Annotated in this window: 18 protein-coding genes and 1 pseudogene; 9 read left to right on the forward strand and 10 right to left on the reverse strand. The window is 68.2% G+C overall.

Translation table 11 applies throughout. The features are described 5' to 3' along the window. Positions 1–93, forward strand: a 93-nt coding sequence (locus AB0I81_RS35760) for an AraC family transcriptional regulator (RefSeq protein WP_360650124.1), incomplete at its 5' end; no start/stop codon positions are given. A 60-nt stretch (positions 94–153) separates the two neighbouring features. Here the strand turns inward: AB0I81_RS35760 and AB0I81_RS35765 are convergent. The 4 genes and pseudogenes from AB0I81_RS35765 to AB0I81_RS35780 form a co-directional block, all read right to left on the reverse strand. Continuing rightward, complete coding sequence (locus AB0I81_RS35765) at positions 154–723, reverse strand: helix-turn-helix domain-containing protein (protein WP_360666079.1); 570 nt, start codon at positions 721–723, stop codon at positions 154–156. A 504-nt stretch (positions 724–1,227) separates the two neighbouring features. Next, the gene (locus AB0I81_RS35770; protein WP_360666082.1) at positions 1,228–2,379 is read right to left on the reverse strand and encodes an alginate lyase family protein; all 1,152 of its coding nucleotides are present in this window, start codon (positions 2,377–2,379) and stop codon (positions 1,228–1,230) included. A gap of 26 nt (positions 2,380–2,405) precedes the next feature. Beyond that, positions 2,406–2,539: pseudogene (locus AB0I81_RS35775) on the reverse strand (IS5/IS1182 family transposase); the annotation flags it as partial. Between the two features lie 761 nt (positions 2,540–3,300). After that, positions 3,301–3,741, reverse strand: coding sequence for a hypothetical protein (locus tag AB0I81_RS35780; protein WP_360666085.1), 441 nt, complete (start codon positions 3,739–3,741; stop codon positions 3,301–3,303). Between the two features lie 541 nt (positions 3,742–4,282). Here AB0I81_RS35780 and AB0I81_RS35785 point away from each other — a divergent pair. Further along, the gene (locus AB0I81_RS35785; protein WP_360666087.1) at positions 4,283–4,684 is read left to right on the forward strand and encodes a hypothetical protein; all 402 of its coding nucleotides are present in this window, start codon (positions 4,283–4,285) and stop codon (positions 4,682–4,684) included. Between the two features lie 813 nt (positions 4,685–5,497). On the opposite strand, the gene AB0I81_RS35790 is transcribed toward AB0I81_RS35785, so the two are convergent. Further along, the gene (locus tag AB0I81_RS35790; RefSeq protein ID WP_360666090.1) at positions 5,498–6,301 is read right to left on the reverse strand and encodes an ATP-binding protein; all 804 of its coding nucleotides are present in this window, start codon (positions 6,299–6,301) and stop codon (positions 5,498–5,500) included. A gap of 316 nt (positions 6,302–6,617) precedes the next feature. Between AB0I81_RS35790 and AB0I81_RS35795 the strand changes: the two genes are divergently transcribed. Both AB0I81_RS35795 and AB0I81_RS35800 read left to right on the forward strand, forming a co-directional pair. Beyond that, a complete protein-coding gene (locus AB0I81_RS35795; protein WP_360666093.1) occupies positions 6,618–7,586 on the forward strand; it encodes a hypothetical protein in 969 nt (322 codons plus the stop codon). 743 nt (positions 7,587–8,329) lie between these two features. Continuing rightward, positions 8,330–8,674: a hypothetical protein gene (locus tag AB0I81_RS35800; protein ID WP_360666096.1), complete on the forward strand. Its 345-nt coding sequence runs from the start codon at positions 8,330–8,332 to the stop codon at positions 8,672–8,674. A 13-nt stretch (positions 8,675–8,687) separates the two neighbouring features. On the opposite strand, the gene AB0I81_RS35805 is transcribed toward AB0I81_RS35800, so the two are convergent. Further along, entirely contained in the window at positions 8,688–9,992 is a 1,305-nt protein-coding gene (locus tag AB0I81_RS35805) for an aspartate aminotransferase family protein (RefSeq protein WP_360666099.1), read from the reverse strand. 444 nt (positions 9,993–10,436) lie between these two features. Between AB0I81_RS35805 and AB0I81_RS35810 the strand changes: the two genes are divergently transcribed. The 5 genes from AB0I81_RS35810 to AB0I81_RS35830 are packed head-to-tail and all read left to right on the forward strand — an operon-like array spanning position 10,437 to position 15,351. Further along, entirely contained in the window at positions 10,437–10,835 is a 399-nt protein-coding gene (locus AB0I81_RS35810; protein ID WP_360666102.1) for a hotdog domain-containing protein, read from the forward strand. A 1-nt stretch (position 10,836) separates the two neighbouring features. Next, positions 10,837–12,324, forward strand: coding sequence for an AMP-binding protein (locus tag AB0I81_RS35815; protein WP_360666105.1), 1,488 nt, complete (start codon positions 10,837–10,839; stop codon positions 12,322–12,324). Next, complete coding sequence (locus tag AB0I81_RS35820) at positions 12,311–13,216, forward strand: GTP-binding protein (protein ID WP_360666108.1); 906 nt, start codon at positions 12,311–12,313, stop codon at positions 13,214–13,216. Before AB0I81_RS35815 ends, AB0I81_RS35820 begins: the two co-directional genes overlap by 14 nt. Next, on the forward strand, positions 13,204–14,892 hold the full coding sequence (locus AB0I81_RS35825; RefSeq protein ID WP_360666111.1) for a methylmalonyl-CoA mutase family protein: 1,689 nt from the start codon (positions 13,204–13,206) through the stop codon (positions 14,890–14,892). The genes AB0I81_RS35820 and AB0I81_RS35825 overlap by 13 nt, the downstream gene beginning before the upstream one ends. A 30-nt stretch (positions 14,893–14,922) precedes the next feature. Further along, complete coding sequence (locus AB0I81_RS35830; RefSeq protein WP_360666114.1) at positions 14,923–15,351, forward strand: cobalamin B12-binding domain-containing protein; 429 nt, start codon at positions 14,923–14,925, stop codon at positions 15,349–15,351. A gap of 33 nt (positions 15,352–15,384) precedes the next feature. On the opposite strand, the gene AB0I81_RS35835 is transcribed toward AB0I81_RS35830, so the two are convergent. From AB0I81_RS35835 to AB0I81_RS35850, 4 genes are all read right to left on the reverse strand, one after another. Further along, entirely contained in the window at positions 15,385–16,338 is a 954-nt protein-coding gene (locus AB0I81_RS35835) for a GntR family transcriptional regulator (RefSeq protein WP_360666117.1), read from the reverse strand. Positions 16,339–16,499: 161 nt separating this feature from the next. Then, the gene (locus AB0I81_RS35840) at positions 16,500–18,800 is read right to left on the reverse strand and encodes a DPP IV N-terminal domain-containing protein (protein WP_360666120.1); all 2,301 of its coding nucleotides are present in this window, start codon (positions 18,798–18,800) and stop codon (positions 16,500–16,502) included. Positions 18,801–18,820: 20 nt separating this feature from the next. Continuing rightward, positions 18,821–21,079, reverse strand: coding sequence for a DPP IV N-terminal domain-containing protein (locus AB0I81_RS35845; protein WP_360666123.1), 2,259 nt, complete (start codon positions 21,077–21,079; stop codon positions 18,821–18,823). A gap of 107 nt (positions 21,080–21,186) precedes the next feature. Next, positions 21,187–22,065 (reverse strand): serine hydrolase domain-containing protein, encoded by an 879-nt coding sequence (locus AB0I81_RS35850; protein ID WP_360666126.1) that lies wholly within the window; start codon positions 22,063–22,065, stop codon positions 21,187–21,189. Between the last annotated feature and the right edge of the window lie 112 nt (positions 22,066–22,177).

A 22,177-nucleotide genomic window follows, 5' to 3' on the forward strand; every position in this document is an offset into this window, starting at 1 on the left:
GACGCGACCCACTTCAGCAAGGTATTCAAACAAGCCTACGGAATCACGCCACGAGCCTGGCGCGAGACAAACCACCCCCACTCCTCCACCTGATGGCCTCCGCCCGGCCCGCGTTCCGCGTGACCGGCTTTGGACGCTCGGCCTTAGGGGGTATCACTCCTGAAGTGACAACCTCGGCCATAGTGGTCCGGCTCGTAAGTCATTCGAGGGTTCACGCGATCGCTTGTAGTACGGCGGGCTGCTGGAAGTTGAGTTCGTTCTGTTTGGTTCAGCCAGGAGGCGTGCGCCGTTCCAGGTGCGCTGGTAGAGGCCGAGCACGCGGGCGGCCTTGGAGGCGAAGCCGGGGTCGCGGATGAAGATCCACGAGGCGTGCTGCCAGGGCTTGAGCACGTCGGCGGCCAGAATCCGGCGCACGGTCGAGGCGGACATCGCCGCGGCGATGCCCCGGCCGACGGCTTCGCGGGCCAGGTCGGTGCTGCTCCAGCGGGACAGCAGTATCCCGGTCTCGGCCGGCAGCCAGCAGGCCGGCGCCGTGATCTCAGCCCGCTGGACGGGGGTGAAGCGCGGCGGCCGTCCGCCACGGGGCCGATCCTTGAGCCCGATCCCCCACCTCCCGGAGCGTGATCGACACGCCGGACGGCAGGGATAGAGCGCATGCCCACCATCCCGGAGTCGACCAAGACCTCCCTGGCCCAGCCACTGCGCCAGCACGCCCGCGATCACTGGCCACAGCCGACAGGCCTGCACGTCCGCTACCACGGTCAGTTTCGCCTATGTCGAAGGCGAACTGACCTGCGGAGACCGGCTGCCCCTCATCCGCCTCCGTTACGGCGGATCAGCCTCCATCTGGGGGTTCGGCCTCTACATCGCCAGCAGCGGCACGTACGGGAAACCAGATCCTGCCTTCTGGCATGTCCGCCGGCACACCCCAAGAGCGCGGCCGGGCACACCCGAAGCCGGTTGGCGCGCTCACGCTCGCGGCGTGGGGCGCCTGGCCGAGCTCGACCAGACGGGACCTCCGTTGTAGACGTTCGCCGGACATCGGTACGCCCGATGCCTCCGTAGAACGGCCAAGACTGCCCGGCCGGAGCTGATGATCGCGGTGACCGGGCCGAACATGTTGCCGCCTTCGCCGTTCCGGACCGTCAGCATTCCGGTCGCGGCCGAGAAGACGTTGGCCACGCCGTCGGAGTTGGCATCCGGTGTGGCCGATAGATTCATCGCGGCTTAGCGCGGGTTCTTCGCGTGGGTGAGGGTTTCCCAGGCCAGGAAGCGCGAGGCACCGACCGGGCGCTTCTGCTTCACCCACCTCTCGGCATAGGGCATGTCGTATCCGAAACGCTGGTGCAACGCGTTGTATCCGACTTCGAGGTTCGGACCGAGGCCGGGGGTGACCTTCCCGCCGCACAGCCATGATGGCACCGTCGCGCCCAGTTGCAGGCGAGCGTGGAACTCCATTGCGAATCGCAGCCGGTCCTTGGCCGTGGCGTACAACTCCACGCCCTGGTGGCGGGCCGTCTCCGCGACGTGGGAGATGGCCGCGAGCCCCCATCCGGTGTGCCCGAAGTCACGACAGGTTTCCTGGGCCAGGCCGTTCACGAACTTGGTCTGCCCGTGCCAGTACTCGATGATCTCGGCTTTGGTGTCGTACTTGCTGTTCGGTGGCGCTTTGGGCAGCGAGCCGTCCGTCGCGAGGTAGATGTAGGCGGGCAGCCTGCCGCGCCAGGTCGTGACCGCCCGGTCGAAGGAGGCGCGGTCGTCCAGGTGCACGGCGATGCCGATGGCGGCATCGGTCATGATCAGTTCCCAGTTGCCCTGGTTGTTGGGCTTTCCGGCGATCACGGTCGGCAGGTACACGGTGCGCAGCCTGTCGGCGAACCGGCCGGCCCGGGTCCAGCCGGTGTAGGTGTGCTTGATGAGTTCGGCGGCGCGGGAGAAGTTGGCGCCCGCGAAGCCGGTCTGCAGCGGCGCGTTGCTCCCGGTGTGTTCGGTGATCACCGCTGACCAGGCGTCCATGATCTGGATCGCCTTCTTGGCGTAGCGGGAGTCCTTGGTGAGGTACCACCGCAGGGCGTGCGTGTAGGCCGCATTGGCGTCCTCGCGCTCGTCCGAGCAGCCGTGGTCGGGGTTCCCATACATACCGCACTCCACGACGGCGCGGGGCTTGGCCGTGTAGGACAGCGAGGCAACGGGACTGCGTTGCAGGGCTTTCCAGGCAGACTTCCACGGTTCGTTGCCGAGATTGGCTCTGACGAAGTCGAGCTGAGCGCGGCTGACCAGGACGCCGGGATGCTTGAACGCGGCCGCCTGCGCGGGCTGCGGGACGGCTACGGCGGCGGCCACGAGCATGGTGGCGGTGAGAGGGCGAGCGAGACGCACGGGTTTCCTTCCAGGCGCGGACGTCACAGCGGCCAGCCGCCCACAGCGACGATGACCTTCATGTTTCTTCCGTGGTGCTTGTGTATCCGGCGGCGACCGCGCGTTCCAGCGCGCTGGACAGGTCCGGCGCGTGGTCGGCCAAGACGGTGAGCCCTTCGTGCCCGCCGCCGTCGCAGATCTTGCCGTATCTACCTCGCTGGGCCTCCCAGTCGTTCGCGTTCGCGAAGTAGAGCTCTGGAAAGCTGCATGGGCCCTTTGGGGAAGCCGTTCTCGCGGATCACGATGGACCGTAGCTGCGCGGGCTTGGAGGACTTGGAATCCCAGGTGGTGGTCACTTTGATCGGGTACGGCCAGCCGTAGCTGTCCTTGATCGTGACATAGGTGTTCACGGACTGGATCGGCTTGATTCACTGGACGTAGCTGGGTTTCGTGTCGGGTGCAGCGTGTGCAGCGGGCGCCATGAGTAGTCGGCTCCAAGGGTGGCGGTGAGAGCCACTCCGATCGCGGGAACCCGGAGTCGGGTGAGGGGTAACACTGCTTCTCTTTGCTCTGCAAGGCATTGTTGGACAGGTGATCATTTGACCGATCTGACGATGCTGTTGAGAGGCGCGGTCAGGCCGAAGAGTGAGCGTCGGGCCCGGTGAAGGTGGAGCCGACCGGCCGCGCCTGCGCGTTCGCCGAGCACGTGGCCCTCGCACAATCGCATTTCGGGTGCCGTCCCGACAACGACGCCGGCTGAAACGCCGAGAACAGACACATGGATTCATGACAGCCTCGCGACCTTGCGGTACCAAGATGGCGGCGATGGGCTTTGGAGCATGGAGTTGATCACGCGCTGTGAACCGCTCCCGGTCTGATGGAGGCTCTTGAGGGAAACATGTCCGCGCCACCCGGTCAGTATGGGACGGCGCGTTCGGCAGGTCAGTCGCAGGTATGGCCCCACGCCTGGTTGGGACGCCAGGTCTTCTCGCCGGAGGACGCACCCTTCCAACTAAAAGTCGCCACCACGGCGTAACTCTGGTCTGGAGAGCACGGGTCGACCGTGACGGTGGCGGCCGAGTCCTCGGTGTCATGCCAGCCGTCGTTATCCTTCGTGGAACGCGCCGTCACATAGTCGCTCTTGTTGATGCGCAGAAGCTTCACGTTGGTGACCTTGACCTGAAAGCTGCCGCCACCGGCGACATCGGTGATCTTCGCCCGCGCTCGGTAAGTGTCGGCGGTCTGGTCCCACCAGACGGTGGCGCAGCGCTTTACCTGGGTGCCGTAGCACTCCCAATCGCTTGCCGCGGATGCGGACGACGGGGCGATCATGATCGACGCGCCAAGCGCCGCGGCGATCAACGCGCCGGTGGTCCGGAACATGTGATTCCTCTTTCTCTGGCCTTGCCCAAAAACCTTAGGATCGTCGTGGGCTCCGGACTTTGTCATTCGTGCAGGGAAATGTGTCAGTAGTGAACGCTTGTCGTGCGCCCGGCAGAGCAGGGGGTGAAGCCGTGACGTAGCGGCTGATCTTGTTGTTCGTAAGCTCGTTGTCGCTTGCCGGTGGAAGTCCGGTCCGGGTAGCTGCCTTCCCATTCCTGTCTTGGATGCGCGCCTTCTAATCTGACGGTCGCAGGTTCGAATCCGACGGGGTGCCGGATCGATATCGGTGGCGTGCAGGATCTCCCACACGGTGGAGGCCGCGATCGGGGAGCCCAAGCGCGCCAACGCTGCGCCTGCCGAAAATTCCATCCATGCAGTTCAAGCCGCGTGTGAGTACTCGTGAAGGATGCCGCCGAGCCGGTCTCGTCGGCCTACATTCAGGTCGGTGATTCGCTCTGGATCGGTGATCGGATCGGGGATGGTGCGTAGCGGGGCTGCTTGGTTCAGGGCTTGATGTGCGCGGTGCTGGTTGTAGGTGCAAGTGTTCGTACTCGCGCAGGGCGTGCCGCAGGTGGCGTTCGTTCCAGATCAGGCAGCGGTCGAGAAGCTCGTGTCGGCACGATTGCACCCACCGCTCCATGATCGAGTTCATCTGCGGCATCCGGATACCGGTGAGTACCGTCTTGATGCCGGCCTCGGTGAGGATCTCGTCCATGAGGGCCGGGAACTTCCCATCTCGGTCTCGGATCAGGAAGCGAGCCCGGCAGCTCGCATCGTCCAGATCCATCACCAGGTTCCTGATCGCTTGGATGACCCAGCTCGCGCTCGGGTGCGCGGTGGTGCCGGGCACACGGACGTGTCTGGTGGCGTGCTCGATGGCGGCCAGGATGTACTGGCGTTGCCCGCTGAGGGTGACGGTCTCGATGAAGTCGCAGGCCAATAGGGTGTCGGCTTGGGAGCGCAGGAAGTCGGCCCAGGTGGTGGACGCCTGTGTGGGTGCCGGATCATGACCCGCCTGTTTGACGATCTCCCATACCGTGGAGGGCGCGACCTTGATGCCGGGTGTGGCGAGCTCGCCATGCACCCGCCGATAACCCCAGCCAGGGTTCTCCCGAACCAGGCGCAGGATGAGGGCGCGGATGGAGCGGATGTGGGTGGGCGGCCAGGTCGCTTCGGCCGGCTGGTGCGGGCGTGACGACGTCTCATCAGATGCGGTGCCAGCGCAGCACGGTGTCCGGGCGGATGAGGAGCCTGGACCGCTTCAAAAGTCATCGCAGGAGGCCTGACCTCCAGGTCGGCCTGATACGCCGATACGGGCAGGATCGGTCCTTGTGTCTTTCCGTCTCCTGTATCTGATCATGATTCGGTTGTTCGGCTGGTTGGTGCTGCTGGGCCGAGGTGAGGCGGTGAAAGAGGTGAGGTGGTGAAAGACGTCGAGATCATGGTGCTGCGGCATGAGGTGGCGGTACTGCGGAGGCAAGTCACCCGGCCGAAGCCGGACTGGGCCGATCGAGCGATTCTGGCCGCGCTGTCCCGGCTCTTACCACCCGGGATGCGGGCTCACCGGCTGGTGACACCGGGCACCCTGCTGGCCTGGCATCGTCGCCTGGTCCAGCGCCGATGGACGTATCCGCACCGGTCCGGCCGCCCCCGGATGGGCAAGGAGATCCGGGAGCTGGTGGTGCGCCTGGCGCAGGAAAACCCGTCCTGGGGATACCGCCGGGGCACGGTGAACTGGTCCGGCTCGGCTACCAGGTCAGCGAGGCGACCGTACGCCGGATCTTGCGGAGCCGGAGGGGTCGGCCCGGCTCCACGAAGCACGGATACCTCGGGGAGGACCTTCCTGCGCGCCCAGGCGCAAGGCCTGCTGGCCGTCGACTTCTTCCATATCGACACGATTTCCTTGAAGCGCCTGTACGTGCTGTTCGTCATAGAAGTCACCACCCGGCGTGTGCATGTCCTCGGCGTGACCGCCAACCCGACCGGCGCCTGGACGGCCCAGCAGGCCCGCAACCTTGATCGAGGGCGGGCAGTTCGTGCAGCGCCAGCGGGTTGCCCCCTGCCGTCCGGATCGTGTACTCGACCAGCGCCTCGTGGTCTCCGGAACGGCGGCGGCCACGAGCTTGCGGGCGTCGTCGTCGGCCAGGCCCGCCACCTCCAGCGACGGCAAGCCTTCCCATCGTCCCGAGGCGGGATCCTCGTGCTCGGTGAGCAGTACCACGATCCGGTCCGTCGCCACACGTCGCGCCAGGAAGCCAAGACACTCCGCGGTCGCCTCGTCGGCCCACTGGGCGTCGTCCACCACGACGAGCACCGGTCGTTCCCGAGCAAGGCCGCTGAGCAGCGACAGCACGGCCGCGCCGATGAGAAAGCGGTTGGTCGGGCCCTCGCTCGTCCCCAACGCGCCGCTCGTCCCCAACGCGCCGCTCGTCCCCAGAGCCCCGCTCATCCCCAGAGCCCCGCGCAACGCCGCGGTCTGCGGGGCGGCGAGCGTCTCCAGTCGGTCCATGACCGGCCACAGCAGCTCGTGCAGCGTCGCGAACGCGAGCCCTGCTTCCATCCGGGTGCCCGGCACCGGAGCACGAATGCCGCGCCAAGCCGCGATGGTGCGCCCGTTCGAGGCTACGGCCCGATATGACCATCGACGGCGACCGATCGACCAGCCGATCCGGGCGCTGTCGTGGTGCGGCGATACTCCCTCCCATGACCTCGTCCATGCCGGACATGCTCGACAGAGAGGGACTTGGCGAGACCGGGCATCGCGCCCATACCGTACGGCTGCGGCTAGTGACGTTCCCCCGACTTTCAGCGGTTTGTCCTGGTTTGAGCGAAAGATGTGGTAAGTCTCCGTAAGCACTTTTGTCACGGAGGTTTACATGCGCACGTTTGCTGTCACCGGTTTGACCACCTTGTTGCTCGGCCTGAGCGCCCACGCCGCCGTCGCGGAACCGGCCAAGGACGCGCCCGTCGAGCACAAGGTGGCTTCGACGCTCCGGGCGGCGGACGACTACTGGTCCGCGGAGCGGATGCAGGCCGCCGAACCGCTCGCCGCCCCCGAGGGCACGCCCGCCGACGCGCCCCGCACGCCGTTCGCCGCCGGCGAGCCGGTGGACATCGACCCCACCCCCACGATCACCACCAAGCGGTACTTCCCGCCGTACTCGACCAAGGCCGCCAAGCAGGCGACGTGGAAGTCCGGCGGGCTGATCACCAAGACGGCGGGCAAGGTGTTCGGCACCGGGGGCAACGGCAAGGACTTCGTGGCCTCGGGCAACGTGGTGAACAGCAAGGACGGCGACGTCGTCGTCACCGTCGCGCACGCGATGATGGACGGCGAGGGGCGCTGGAGCAAGAACCTGGTGTTCGTGCCCGCGTACAAGAACGGGGCGGCGCCGTACGGGAAGTTCGCGGCGCGCACCATGTTCATGTGGTCCGGCTACTATAAGGACGGTGCCCACGTGCCGCCGCTCGACTTCGGCATGCTGGTGGTCAAGCCGGTGAAGGGCAAGTCGATCGTCAAGACCGTCGGCGGGCAGGGCCTCCGGTTCAACTCCGCCGCCGGCACGTCCAACCTGCTGCTCGGCTACCCGAGCAACGGCAACGGCGGCAAGACCCTGCAGTACTGCAGCGGCGCGTCGGTCAGCCCGTCGTATGGGATGAAGTGGGCGATGAAGTGCGACATGGGCGGCGGCTCCAGCGGCGGCCCGTGGTTCCACGCCTTCAACAAGACCACCGGCACCGGCTACCAGATCTCCGCCCACGCGCTGCGCAACACGACGACCAGCTACGGCGCGTACTTCGGCCCGGAGGCGCTCAAGACCTTCCAGGCCGCCGTGGCCGCCTGAACCCGGTCTCGCCGAGGCATGTGCTCCCATTCGAAAGAGGTCCTGCCGCCGTACACGGAGAAGCTTTCGACGTACTGGCGTGCTGACTCCTCGGCCACCGCCTCGCCCTGTACAGCGAGAAGCAGCGGATGGTCTTCGGGGCCAACACCTGTGGCCGGACGTAACCCTCGCGAGCGGCGACGTCATCGCCCGGTTGAAGGAGGAGTCCGAATGGGACCATGGATCATCCCCTCTGCGGTGAAAGAGTGCGCGTGCCGGCCTGGTCTCGGGCCGCACGCGCAGAAACGGGTCAGGACTGGAGAACGGGTGCGTCCCAGTGGATGCGGTGTCCGTACAGCCAATCCATGCTGGATTCGCTCAGCTTGTACAGCTTGAGGAACAACGGCAGCACGTGCCGCATGACCGGCCCCAGCGCCTGCCGTCGCCGTTGCGCTTGCCGGCGGTTCCCATGTGGTGCCTGCGGAGACACCGTGCGGGTCCGGTCGTTTGGCGCTCAGGCGCCTAGGACTTGCCGAAAAACTACTTGTAGCGTTTCGGCCTCGCTGCCGATGCTCCGGGGTGAGCGTGTCGGCGGAGACCATGGAGATGCCGGCGGGAAAGCTCAAGGTGATCTTGCCGCATCTGGATGAGCGGCAGCGTCGGCTGCTGCTGGGTGCCGAGGCTCGTGCGTTGGGGGCGGGATCCGGCCAGGACCAACCGGCCGGTGGACCCCGCAGACCCTGTCCGATCCCATCCCCACCGGCATGTCCCGACCTGAACTGGATCGCCTGACCGCGGCCCTGCGCACTCTCGACCGGCAGCGGCCGCGCATCAATCCGGGCCGGCCATCCACCATCGCCTTTCCCGCCCAGGTCCTGCTCACGGTGCTGCACCAGCGGCTGGGCCCGGGCTTCGAACCCCTGGCGGTGCTCTTCGCCACCAGCCGGACCACCGCCTACCGCACCACGCGCAGCACCGCCGAACTCCTCAACCGACACGACACCGGTATCGCTCCCGCGCCCACCCCGCCAGCCGCCCTACGCCTCCTGCGTGCTCGCGTTCTCGCCTTCGACACCAAAGCCGCAGACAAGATCAAACCTACGAGTTAATAATCGGCAAGTCCTAATTGGACTTGGTGACTTCGGCGAGAGCGTCGCTGAGGATGTCCATGCCGGTGTGCAGCTCGTGCTCGCTGATGGTGAGCGGTGGCGCGATACGGAAGATCCCGCCCATGCCGGGCAATTGCACGATGTTCATGTGCAGGCCCCGATCCAGGCAGGCCGCGGTGACGGCCGTGCCCAGAGCGTCGGCCGGCGCCTTGCTCGCCTTGCCGGCCACGAGCTCCAGGCCCTGGAGCAGGCCCCGGCCCCGGATGTCGCCCACGACCTCGTGGGTGTCACGAAGGGCCGTGAGGCGATCGGTGAGCAGGCGTCCCAGCTCGGCGGCGCGTTCGACGAGGTGGTCCTGCTCGATGACGTCGAGGACCGTCGACGCGATCACCGCCGCGAGCGGGTCGGAGACGTGGGTCGTGTAGAAGAGGAAGCCCCGTTCGGCACAGACCTGCTCGATCTCGGCACTCGTCATCACCGCGGCCACGGGCAGCCCGGCTCCGAGCGTCTTCGAGAGCGTCAGGAGGTCGGGGGCGACGCCGTCACGCTCGAACGCGTACATGTGGCCGGTCCGCCCGAGGCCGGTCTGCGCCTCGTCGAGGATCAGGAGCATCCCGCGCGCCTCGCACATCTCCTTGAGCCGGGCGAGATAGCCGACGGGAAGCTCGATGAGGCCCCCCGAGGAGAGGATCGGTTCGACGAGGCAGGCCGCCAGCGAACCGTTGGACTGGGTGTCGACCATGGTGAAGCCGTACTCCAGCTCGGACTCCCAGTCGTGCGACCCGTCCTGCCTGCGGAAGCCGGAGCGGTAGGCGTTCGGCGTCGGGAGGATGAAGTTGCCGGGCATCGTCGGGCCGTAGCCACGCCGGCCCGCGGAGAACGTGGCAGCGGCCGCGCCTGACGTCATACCGTGCCAGGAACGGTCGAACGAGACGATCTCGTATTTGCCGGTGAAGAGTTTGGCCATCTTGATCGCGGCTTCGTTCGACTCCGCGCCCGTGGACAGAAGCAGCATCTTGGTGAGGTCGCCGGGCAACGTCCGCGAGAGCCGTTTCGCCAGTTCCACGACCGGCCGGCTCAGCATTCCGCTGAACAGGTGGTCCAACGAGCCCACGCACTCCGAGACCGCCTTCACGATCGCCGGATGCGCGTGGCCTAGCACCGCGCTCATCTGGCCCGAGGTGAAATCGAGGAGGGCGTTCCCGTCGCTGTCGTACACGTACGAACCGGCCGCGCGTTCGATGATCCGCGGCGTGAACACCGGAATGTACCGGACCAGGTGGTCCTCCACGTCGGCCCAAAATGTGTCCGTGTTCACGGCGGTCTCCTGAGTCGTAGTGGGCTCGTCGGCCCGGAGGAAGGACGCTCTTGGGGCGAATTGCCTAGGCTGTTTAAGCCCCAGCAAGACATGAGAAAGTGGCTGTTGACACGCCCGGTGGAGCCGCCCTCGACGATCGTCGGGGGAGTCGGAACCCAGAGGAGGCACGCGATGGTGGCCCCCTCACGCGGCGATGGCCACCATAGCAGCATTTTTGGCCTATTGGCATAGGTCTAATGCTGGGACACGCTCCCGAGGAGCGGCTGTGGGCGAGTTTTCGGGTGTGGACCACGAGTCTCATCCAGTCAACAGTCGTACCGTCCGCGGGTCCTGCGCCCCGCAGAGTACGGCTTATCAGATGCCTCCCATATATGGCCTATTCGTATAGGTAGAAATGCTCTACTCTGTCTGCACCGGACCTGTGGCCCGATCAGGAGGAGTCCGATGGTGGAACCGAGGCCGTTTGACGACCAGGCGTTGATCCGCCTTCGCCTGGCACCCGGCGACGCGCGCTACGCCGGGAACCTCGTTCCCGGTTCGAAGGCGATGGAGATCTTCGCCGATCTCGAGACCGAACTCGCCCTGCGGGAGGGCGGCGACGAGGGACTGTGCGCCGCGTACGAGTCGGTCGAGTTCCTCGCTCCGCTGCGGGTGGGCGACTACGTCGAGGGCATCGCGCGCGTCGTCCGGCGGGGACGGCGCAGCCGCAGGATCGAGGCCCGGATCTTCAAGGTCATCGGTATCGACGAACGCGGCAGGCTCGCCACCACCGAGCCGGTCCTCGCGGCCACGGCGGTGGCCACGATCGTCGTGGGCGCCGGCGGCGCGGCCGGGGGCGCGTGAGGTGACCCTGAACCCCTACTCGGTCGTCACCTGGATCGACGCGGTCACGCGCGCCCAGGGTGAGCGGCCGGCCCTGATCCACGAGGGCGTCACCTGGAGTTATCGCGACCTGTGGTCCCGTGCCGAGGCCGTCGCCCGCCACCTGCTGACCACGGGCCTGCGTCCCGGGGACGCCGTCGGTCTCATCGGGGCCAACGAGCCGGCGTACGTCGTGAACTACCTCGGCATCATGCGCGCGGCCGGGACTGCGGTTCCGGTCAACAGCATGCTCGACGGGACGTCCGCGAGCCGCCTGCTGGCCTCGGTCGACGCCGGGCGCGTGTTCGTGGGCCGGGTGGACGCCGGCGTCCGGGACGAGCTGGCCGAGTCCTTCCAGATCCTCTCCATGGATCCGGCCGAATCGGCGCAGCGTCGCGGCCGGCTCCCCGTGATCAGGCCCGGCTCGCCCGCCTCGATCACGCTGACCAGTGGCTCCACCGGCCGGCCGAAGGGCGTCGTCCACACCCAGGACACGATGCTGCACGCCTGCCTGCAACTGACCTCGGCGTTCCCGTTCCGTCCCGACGACCGGTCGGTGGTGTTCCTCCCGCTCTACGCGTGCATACCCGAGCAGGTGCTCCCCGTGCTGTGCACGGGAGGCGCGCTGGAGATCCTGCCCCGGTTCGACGTCGACCGGGTCGCCGACGCCTGCACGCGCGCGACGACGTTCGACGCGGTCCCGACGATCCTGAGCCGGCTCATCGAGCACGCCCCGCTGGACAAGCTCGCGCACCTGAGATGGGTGCTGTTCGCGTCCGAGCCCATGCCGGAGCCGCTCCTGCGCCGCTGGTGGGACGAGCTGCCCGGGGTGGAGATGCATCAGTTGTATGGAATGACGGAGGTCCTGCCGCTGTCGGCGGCACCGCACCGCGTGCTGCGTCAGGAGCCGTCCAGCGTCGGGCGGGCCTTCCCGACCACCCGGCTCGCCGTCGATCCGGGGCATCCCGCCGGACCTGACGGCGGGCGGGAACTGCTCGGCACCAGCCCGGCCCTGATGAAGGGCTACTACAAGGACGAGGTCGCCACCAAGGCGGCACTCGACATCGGCGGCGCCATGCGGACGGGCGACCTCGGCCGGATCGACGAGCGGGGAATGGTCTTCCTGACCGGACGTAGCAAGGACATCATCATCTCCGGGGGCGTCAACATCGCACCCGTGGAAATCGAAGAGGTCGCCGCGCGGCACCCGGCCGTCGAACGGGCGATCGTGGTCGGCGTGCCCAGCGACCGGTGGGGGGAGACACCCGTCGTGATCGCCGTCCCGCGTCGCGGGGGCGCGTTGACGGCGGACGATCTGCTCGCCCACTGCCGGTCGCTGCTGGTCTCCTACAAGCGGCCGACCGGGGCGGGCCTGATCGGCAGCCTCCCGACCACCGGGATCGGCAAGACCGCCAAGGACGCGGTGAAGAAGATGATCGTGGACGGGGAGATCACCCTTGTTCGCGTCTGACGAGATCGCCGCGCTGGTCGAGAAGGGACGCCAGGGATACTGGGCGCCGCTGGCCCGGGCGGTGACGGTAGTGGAGAACAGCCCGCCGTGGGAGGTGTCGATCCCGAGGGCGGCGCGGCCCTGCCACATCGTGGGCATCACCGGACCACCCGGCGCGGGCAAGAGCACACTCACCGGACGGCTGATCGAGTCCCTCGCCGACGACGGGCGGCGCGTGGCGGTCCTGGCCATCGACCCGTCGAGCCCGCTCAGCGGCGGAGCCGTGCTCGGCGACCGGGTACGGATGGAGACCTACCTGAACGGCCGGCCGGACGTGTACGTCAGGAGCCTGGCCAGCCGCGGCTCCCATGGCGCGGTGGCCGGGTCCACCAGGAACATCGCCCGGCTGCTCGAACTGTCGGGGCTGTTCGACGTCGTGCTCATCGAGACGGTCGGCGCGGGGCAGACGGAGGTCGCGATCGTCGAGGTCGCCGACACCGTCCTGCTCGTCACCGTTCCCGGTCTCGGCGACGCCGTACAGACGATCAAGGCGGGGCTCATGGAGGTCGCCGACACCTTCATCGTCAACATGGCCGACCGGCCGGGCGCGGCCGAGACGGCGCGCCACCTGCGGCTGGCCGCCGGGCGGGCCGGCGCCGTCCACCAGACGGCCGCCATCGACGGCACGGGCGTGGACAAGGTGCGCGAGGGACTGTACGAGCGGTGGCGATCGCTGCTCCAGGACGGCCGGCTCGAGGCGCGGCGCCTGGAGAAGTGGGGCTCGGACGCGGCCCTGGTGGCCGAGGCCTGGGTCGCCGACTGCGCCGGCTCGATGACCCTGGATCCCCGCGCGACCATGCAGAACTCCGTCAACCAGATCTTGAAGGAGGCGTCGAACCGATGGACCCGATGACAGGGGAGGACAAGCGCTGGGACGAGCGCGTCGAGGCGTGGCAGCGGGAGCGGGTGGCCGCCGACTACGAAAGGATCCCGCCACGGCGCCCGGAGTACACGACCATGTCGGGCGCGCCCGTCAAGGACATCTACACCAGCGCCGACATCCGGCACCTGAGTCCCAGCGAGGACATCGGGCTGCCGGGCGAGTACCCGTACACGCGCGGTGTGCACGCCACGATGTACCGCGGACGGCCGTGGACCATCCGCCAGGTGGCCGGCTTCGGCCAGGCGGAGGACACCAACAACCGGTACAAGTATCTGCTCAAGACCGGCCAGACCGGACTCTCCACGGACTTCGACCTGCCGACGCTGCTGGGCTACGACTCCGACCACGAGGTCTACCGGCGCGAGGTCGGGCGTATCGGTGTCGCGATCGACACCGTCGCCGACATGCACGTGCTCTTCGACGGCATCCCGCTCGACCAGATCTCCACCTCGATGACGATCAACCCGCCGGCGGCCGTGCTGCTCGCCATGTACCGGGTGGTGGCCGACGAGCGGGGCATCCCCGGCCACGTCCTCACGGGGACCACCCAGAACGACATCCTGAAGGAGTACATCGCCCAGAACGAGTTCATCTTCCCACCGCTGCCCTCCGTGCAACTCGTGGTCGACACGATGGAGTACGGCGCCGACGTCATGCCGCGCTTCAACCCGCTCAACGTGTGCGGCTACCACATCCGCGACGCGGGGGCGACGGCGGTCGAAGAGGTCGGGCTCACCCTCAGCAACGCCCTGTGCTACCTGGAGCACGCGATCGAGCGGGGAATCGACGTCGACCGGCTGGCGCCGCGGGTGTCGTTCTTCTGGGACGTGCACAACAACTTCTTCGAAGAGGCGGCCAAACTCCGCGCGGCGCGCCGGCTGTGGGCACGGCTGACGCGGGAGCGGCTGGGCGCCAAGGATCCGCGATCGTGGCTGATGCGGGCGCACTGTCAGACCGCCGGCGTCTCGCTCACCGCGCAGCAGCCGTACAACAACGTCGCCAGGACCGCGATCCAGGCCATGGCCGCGGTCCTGGGCGGCACCCAGTCACTGCACACGAACTCGCTGGACGAGGCGCTGTCCATTCCGTCGGAGAGCGCGATCAAGATCGCCGTACGGACGCAGGCGATCATCCTGCACGAGACCGGCGTCGCCGACGTCGTCGATCCGCTGGGCGGCTCGTACTACGTGGAGTCGCTCACCTCCCAGATCGAGCAGGACGCGCTCGCGCTGATCGAGCGCATCGACGCGATGGGCGGAATGGTGGCGGCCGTCGAGTCCGGGTACGCGGTCCAGCTCATCTCCGACTCGGCGTGGGAGCAGCAGGTCAAGGTCGAGAGCGACGAGACGATCGTCGTCGGCGTGAACGACTACGTCGACGAGAACGAGACCCGCGACATCGAGATCGACCGGCCGGTGCCGGGCGTGATGGAGCGCCAGTTGGAGCGGCTCGCCGAGGTGAAGCGGTCGAGGGAGGACCGGCAGGTGACGGCGGCGCTCCGGGCGATCGAGAAGGCCGCGCCCGATCTGCGCCACAACCTCATGCCGCTGATCGAGGACGCCGTACGGGCGCGCGCCTCGGTGGGCGAGATCTGCGACGTGCTGCGCGGCGTGTGGGGACACCACCAGCCGTCGACCGTGTTCTAAGGGATTGGGTTCCAGAGAGAAGGACAATCGATGAGGACATCCGCTGCTGATCGCCGGACACCGCTCAAGGTGGTGATCGCCAAACCCGGCCTGGACGGGCACGACCGCGGCGCCAAGGTCGTCGCGCGAGCGCTGCGCGACTCGGGCATGGAGGTCGTCTACACCGGCATCTACCAGACGCCGGAGTCGATCCTGCGTGCGGTCGTCCAGGAGGACGCCGACGTGCTGGGCCTGTCCAGCCTGTCCGGCGCCCACCTGGAATATGCCGAGGAACTGTGCGAGCTGCTGCGCGAGAACGACCGTGACGACGTGCTGTTCGTGGTGGGCGGCACCGTGCCACCCGAGGACGCCGAGACGCTCAAGGGCTTCGGCGTGCACGAGGTGTTCGGTCCCGGCACACCCACGGCGCAACTCGTCGAGTACATCTCCCGGCACGCCCGGCGCGTACGGATGACATGACGCCGCACGCCCCGGCCGGTGCGGGAGCGCTCGTCAGGCCCGCGGGACGCTCCGATCGCCCCTCTTCGCGGCCTGCATGTCCCGGACGACGTCGTTGACCATGCGGATCGAGGCGGCGTCGAGGACGTTCCCGAACCGGATGACCTTGACCTTCTCCTCAAGCTGCGCCCTCACCTCGGTCATCTCGTCCGGGATCACCACCAGGTCGATGCCCTCGATGTCGGCGTCCTCGATGCCGTCGAGCACCTCGATGTTCTTGATGCCGGAGTCCCGCAGCGAGTCACGGACGGTGATCGCCTGATCGTCGGTGCGGTACCAGATGCCCACGGTGCCGTTCTTGGCGACGGACGCGATCTGCACGAGTGTCTGGATGTGCGGCGCGACGACGATGGCGACGACCTCCGTCTTCTGCCGCCGCATGAGGGTGCGCACCTCCGCGAGGTGGAAGAACGTCGTGAGGACGAGGTCGGCGCGCTCTTCCTCGGGCGCGAACGAGTCGAGCACCAGGGGCTTCACCTTGACCCCGACCTTGTCCTCCAGCTCGCCGGCGAAGTATTTGGCCCGATCGACATTGCACTCGACGAACGAGACCTTGAGCAGGTCGTCCTCCGCGCGTGCCGCCAGGCTCATCACCAGGGACTGGATCTCGGCCGCGGACAGGCCCAGCTCGATGCACTCACGGGTGGCCGTCTCCAGCACCTGCAGCGCCCGGTCGCGGGCCAGCGAGCCGGCCCGTTCCGGGCCGGGGCCGACGACGATCGTCCCGCTGCGTCCGCGCCCCTCGACCAGGCCCAGCTCACCGAGCTCGGCATAGGCACGTGCCACGGTGTTGCGGTTGATGCGGAGGTTGTCGGCCAGCAGCCGCGCACTGGGCAGCGGCTGGCCCGGCTCGAGGTCGCCGGTCTCGATCATGAACGAGAGCTGGGTGACGATCTGCCGGTAGATGGGCACATCGGAATGAAGGCTCACCTGGATCTTGTCGACCACTGCTCGCTCCCCACCGGCGGATGAATCGTCTTTGTCCTAGGTCAAGGACACCATTGCTCGACGTGCTCGGACTGTTGTTGAGCACATTATCGCAGCACAATCATCAGCCTATTCTCAGCACCAGATTACGGCCGGCCCAGACCCGGCGCCAAAATGGCCGCTCAGCCTCCCGTGTACGCGGCGATCAGTTCGGGGTCGGCCGGGACGTCGGCTATTCGGTACGCGGGTGGCGTCCGGCCCATCAGGTGCCGCACGACGTAGTCCCAGCGCCGACGGAACCAGTACGCCTGCTGGTGGAACATGCTGTGATCGGCGTTCGGGACGATGCACAGGTCGAAGTCCTTGTTGGCCTCGATCAGCGCGTCCACCAGGCGCATCGTCAGATGCGGCGTGACGTTGTCGTCCATGCCGCCGTGCGCCAGCAGCAGTTTGCCCGCAAGATCGCCGGCGAGCGGGATGTTGGCGTGCGCGTCGAAGTCGAACTCACCGGCCGGGCCGAAGAACCGCTCGCCCCACCAGGCGTGGTAGGTCCGGTCGTCGTGGTCGCCTGCGGACGACACCGCGACCTTGAAGAAGCCGGGCGCCCGCAGCAGGCACCGGGTCGAGGCGTAGCCGCCGCCTGAGTGGCCATAGACGCCGACCCGGTCCAGGTCCATCCACGGGCGGGTGGCCCCGAGCCGGGTGATCGCGGCGACGTGATCGTCGACGAAGTCGCCGTCGCCGCCGAGGCGGGCATGATCGCGGAACGCGCGCTCCCGCATCGCCGTCCCCCGTGCGTCGACCGCGACGACAACGAATCCCAGGGCGGCGAACGGCGCCGCGTGCCGTTCGGCGGTCAGCGGCCCGCCCGACAGCGGGAAACGGATCGGCGTGGTGGAGACCTGCGGGCCGGGGTAGATCTCGTCGAGGACGGGATACCTGGCGCAGGGGTCGAAGTCGTGCGGCCGGTAGATCGCGCAGGAGAGGTCCGTCACGCCGTCGGCCGCCTTCACCACGACCCGCTCAGGGGGCGACCAGCCGGCCGCGTAGAGAGCGGCGGCGTCCGCCCGTTCCAGCTCCAGCACGACCGCGCCGGTCGCGTCGCGCAGCACCGAGACGGCAGGGACGTCGACGCGTGAGGTGACGTCGACGAAGTACCGTCCCGACCGCGACGGGCGGGGGTCATGGTCGAGGCCGTCGGAGGTGATGGTGGTGATCTCGCCGCCGTCGAGCGACACCGAGCACAACTCCTGCACATACAGGTCCGAGCCCGGCTCACGACCGGCGGCGGTGAACACGACCCGGCGCGCCGCCTCGTCGACGCCGACGATCCTGCGCACCAGCCAGTCGCCGGAGGTGACCGTGCCAGCCGTGCCGGCCGTGCCGCCCGGGCCGCCCGTGCCGGCCGGCGCGTACAGGTAGAGGTGGCCCCAGCCGCTGCGCTCCGACCACCACAGCACCTCACCGGAGCTCAGGACCTTCACGTTGCGGTCGTGGTAGTGCGGGCCGAGCAGGGTGTTCGACCTGCTCGTCTCCTCCACGAGCACGGTGACCTCGCCGGTGGCCGGGTCGAGTTCGTACAGCCGGACCGTGCGTCCGCCCCGGTCGCCGGACAGCCAGTACGCCTTCGTGGCGTCGTCGTTCCACCAGACGTGGTCCAAGGCGATCACCGAGAGGTAGTCCATCGACACCGGCTCGTGCTTCGCCTGGGTCGCCCGGCCCGTCTCGGCCTCGAAGACGAAGAAGTCCGCCGTCGCGACGTTCTCGTCGCCGACCATGGCGTACCGGTAGCTCATCGCGGCCGGTCGGCCGCCGTTCGCGGGCGCGGACCGTACCAGGTGCATGAGCTGGAGATCGCGCTGGTCGAGGCGGTGTGTCACGAACCTGGACGAGTCGGGCGACCACACGACCAGCGGCGGCGCGGTGAAGCCGAGGTTCTCCTGCATCACGCGGTTCGCGGAGGCGTCCGGCGGCGTCCCGTACGAGTACGCCTCCGCCCCGTCCGTGGTGAGCCGCCGCTCCTCGTCCGTCGCGGTGTCCCGGAGGTAGAGGTTGTGGTCGCGGACCCCCACCGACCAGCGTCCGTCGGGCGACCGTGTCTCCTGCGCGCGGGCGGGGCCCAGGAGGGTCGCGGCGTAGGAGCCGAGGCAGACCTCGACGCGCTGCTCGCCGACGACCACCCGCACCACGTCATCGACGAGTTCGATGCCGAAGAACGGCAGCTTCGCGGCATCGACGTCCTCGTTCAGGACGGCGCGCAGCGCACCGGCGAGCCGCTCGTGGTCGAACGCCGGCCGCGTGGTGCCGGTCTCGGCGTCGGCGAACACGAACCGGACGCCGCCGGCCGCGGTGATCCGGTACCAGAACGTCTCGGTGCCGGGGATCCAGTTCGGCCGTACCTGCGGGGAGTGGACCAGGCTTCTCAGGTTGTGGGCCAGCAGCGCCTCGGCCTTGGCATAACGGGCGGCCAGGTCGTTGCTCATAGCTACATTCCTCCGGGGGGTCACGACGGGAGCAGTTCGGGGTCGATCGGGATGTCGGCGATCCGGTACGCGGGCGGCGTCTCGCCCATGAGGTGCCGTACGAAGTAGTCCCAGCGGCGCCGCAGCCAGTACGCGCCGCCGATCGTCAGGCGGTGCTCCGCGTTGGGGACGACGAGCAGGTCGAAGTCCTTGTTCGCCTTGATGAGCGCGCCGACCAGGCGCATCGTGCCGTGCGGCGTGGCGTTGTCGTCCATCTCGCCGTGCACCAGCAGCAATCTGCCCGCCAGATTCCCGGCGTGCGCGCCGTTGGACTGGCCGGCGAAGTCGAAGTCGCCGGGCAGGCCGTAGAACTTCTCCGCCCACCAGGCGTGGTTCAGGCGGTTGTCGTGGTTGCCGGCCGAGGACACCGCGACCTTGTAGAGGTCCGGTGCCCTGAGCATGCTCCTGGTCGAGGCGTAGCCGCCCGCCGAGTGCCCGTAGATGCCGACCCGGTCCAGGTCCATCCACGGGCGGGTGCGCCCGAGCTGGGTGATCGCGGCGACGTGGTCGCCGACGAAGTCGCCGTCACCGCGGGCGTGGTCCTGGAAGGACTTGCCGCGCAGCGCCGACCCGCGGCCGTCGACCACCACGACGACGAAGCCGAGCGCGGCGAACACCGCGCCCGAGCGTTCCAGGGTCACGACGCCGCCGGACTGCGGGAAGCGCAGCGGGGCGGTGGAGATGTGCGGCCCAGGGTAGATCTCCTCGACCACGGGGTAGGTCATCGACGGATCGAAGTCGTGCGGCTTGTACACGGCGCAGTAGAGGTCGGTCACGCCGTCGGCCGCCTTCGCCACGACGCGCTCGGGCGGTGACCAGCCGGCGGCGAGCAGACCGGAGGCGTCCGCCCGTTCCAGTTCGAGCACGACCGCGCCGGTGGCGTCGCGGAGCACGGACACGGCCGGCACGTCGTAGCGCGAGGTGACGTCGACGAAGAACCGGCCCGACCGCGACGGCCGGGGGTCGTGGTCGAGGCCGTCGTCCGTGATGGTGGTGATCTCGCCGCCGTCGAGCGACACCGCGTACAGCTCCTGCAGGTACGGATCCGAGTCCGGCTGCCGGCCCGCGCCGGTGAACACGAGCCGGCGGGCGTCCTCGTCGATCGACACGATGCGGCGGAACAGCCAGTCGCCCGACGTCAAAGCGGTGACCGAGCCGTCGCGGTCGTACCGGTAGAGATGGCCGTACCCGCTGCGCTCCGACCACCACAACGTCTCGCCCGTGGACAGCACCTCAACGTTGCGGTCCTGGAACTGCGGGCCGTGGGTGATGTGCGACGTGCCGGTCTGCTCCTCGACGAGCCGGGTGACCTCGCCGCTCGCGGGGTCCAGCTCGTGCAGCCGGACGGCGTGGTCGCCGCGGTCGCCGGACAGGAAATAGATTTTCGACCCGTCCGCGCTCCACCACAGGTGGTTGCAGGCGATGGCAGGGAGGTACGGGGTGAGGACCGGCTCACCCGAGGCCGGCGTCGTCCGGCCCGTCGCGGCCTCGAACACGAAGAACTCCGACGTGGCGAGGTTCGCGTCGCCCGTGACGGCGTAGCGGTAGCTCATCGGGACCGGACGGCCGCCGCCGGGCGGGGCCGATCGCAGCAGGTGCATGAGCCCGACCTGGCGCTGGTCGAGTCGGTGGGTGACGAACCTGGTCGAGTCGGGTGACCACACCACGAGCGGCGGCATGGTGTAGCCGAGGTTCTCTTGCATCACCAGCTCGGCGCAGGAGTCGGCCATCGTCGCGTAGTCGTGGGCCTCGACGCCGTCGGTGGTGAGCTGCCGTACCTCGCCGGTGGCGGTGTCGCGCAGGTAGAGGTTGTGCTCGCGCAGCCCCACGGACCAGCGGCCGTCCGGCGAGGGCGTCTCCGAGGGGTGGGCCGGTCCGAGGATCGTCGCGGTGTAGGTGGCGAGCGAGATCTCGATCCGCCGTCCCCCGGCGACCACCCGGATCGCGCCGTCGGTCAGCTCGATCCGGTGGAACGGCAGTGCGTCCGGGTCGACCTTCCCGGCCAGGACGCCGCTCAGCGCGCGGGCCAGTCGCTCATGGTCGAACGCCGGCCGCTTGGTGCCGGCCTCGGCGTCGACGAACACGAACCGGGCGCCGTCGGCCGTCGTGATCCGGTACCAGAACGTCTCGGTGCCGCGGATCCAGTTCGGCCGCACCTGAGCGGAGTGGACCAGGTTCTTCTGGTTGTGGGGCAGCAGTGCCTCTGCCCTGGCGTAGCGGGCGGACAGGCTGGCGCTCATGACGATCGCTCCTCGCGGGGACGTGGGCAGCGGCGGAACGGCCGGCGGCTACTGACAGGCTCGGCGGAACCACTCCCGCTGCAGGGGGTGCAGGACATCGCGGTCCGTCAGGCAGGTGCGGTAGGAGCACAGCACGACGAGCCCGGCCTGGGCACGGTCATCGACGCCCGCGCCCGCCAGGTAGAACAACGTCGTGCCAGGGTGCCACCAGGCCAGGCCCCCGGGCCGGTCCAGGCCCCTCCAGCCCAGGCCCTGGACGAAGTCGGGCGGCTCGCTCCCGTCGGGCACGGCTGCCCCGCCCTGTCGTAGGCGTACATCACCCGGCCCTGCTGCTCCGCCGAGAGCGAGTAGCCGGTGTCCGTCAGGCCCAGCGGCTCGCAGACCGTCTCCTTGAGCAGCTCTTCGTACGGCTTCGCCGCCACCAGTTCCAGGATGTGCCCGAGCGCGCCCATGCCGATGACCGAGTAGGTCCAGCCCTGCCCCTTGGGGTAGATCAGCTCGGCGTTCTCGAGGTCGGCGTACAGATGTTCCTTCTTGTAGCGCAGGTAGTGGGTGTAGGTGCCGAACGGTGACTCGGTCCCGCGGAGCTCCTCGTCGATGAACCGCTGGTGGATCTTCCCGACCGGTCCCAGCCCGGAGCTGTGCGTGGCGAGTTGCCGGATCGTGATCGACGCGATCTCGGGTGGCAGCCGCAGGTCCTTCGGCAGGTGCGTGGCGATCGGGTCGTCGAGACCGATCAGGCCCTGACCCTCCAGCGCGGCCAGGACCGTAGTGAGGAAAACCTTGGACACGGAGCCGATCTCGTAGATCGTCTTCGCGCCGGGGAGCCGGGCGTGCTCGGCCCCCGGTGCCAGGAAGGCCCGGACGTGACGCTCGCCTCGTAGGGACAGCCCGATCATGAGGGTTGCCTCGGGACGGGTGGAGAGGTAGTCCTCGGCATCGGCCTCGATGCCGGCCAGAAGAGCAGGAATGTCGATGTCGCTCAACGTCTCGAGTCACCTATCAACCTAGTTGAATGGGCGAATATTACCCCAAGCATTAGGTGTACACCATGCCAGTCTTGGACCACTTGAGTAGGTCTTGACAGGCATAGGCAAT

The organism is Nonomuraea sp. NPDC050404 (genome assembly GCF_040655495.1).
Classification (GTDB): Bacteria; Actinomycetota; Actinomycetes; order Streptosporangiales; family Streptosporangiaceae; genus Nonomuraea.

Bases quoted from the DNA above. Each gene is read 5' to 3' on its own strand.
- AB0I81_RS35790 (WP_360666090.1), bottom strand. From the start codon at position 6,301: ATGGAAGCAGGGCTCGCGTTCGCGACGCTGCACGAGCTGCTGTGGCCG.
- AB0I81_RS35795 (WP_360666093.1), top strand. From the start codon at position 6,618: ATGCGCACGTTTGCTGTCACCGGTTTGACCACCTTGTTGCTCGGCCTG.
- AB0I81_RS35825 (WP_360666111.1), top strand. From the start codon at position 13,204: ATGGACCCGATGACAGGGGAGGACAAGCGCTGGGACGAGCGCGTCGAG.
- AB0I81_RS35845 (WP_360666123.1), bottom strand. From the start codon at position 21,079: ATGAGCGCCAGCCTGTCCGCCCGCTACGCCAGGGCAGAGGCACTGCTG.
- AB0I81_RS35840 (WP_360666120.1), bottom strand. From the start codon at position 18,800: ATGAGCAACGACCTGGCCGCCCGTTATGCCAAGGCCGAGGCGCTGCTG.
- AB0I81_RS35830 (WP_360666114.1), top strand. From the start codon at position 14,923: ATGAGGACATCCGCTGCTGATCGCCGGACACCGCTCAAGGTGGTGATC.
- AB0I81_RS35780 (WP_360666085.1), bottom strand. From the start codon at position 3,741: ATGTTCCGGACCACCGGCGCGTTGATCGCCGCGGCGCTTGGCGCGTCG.
- AB0I81_RS35810 (WP_360666102.1), top strand. From the start codon at position 10,437: ATGGTGGAACCGAGGCCGTTTGACGACCAGGCGTTGATCCGCCTTCGC.
- AB0I81_RS35800 (WP_360666096.1), top strand. From the start codon at position 8,330: ATGTCCCGACCTGAACTGGATCGCCTGACCGCGGCCCTGCGCACTCTC.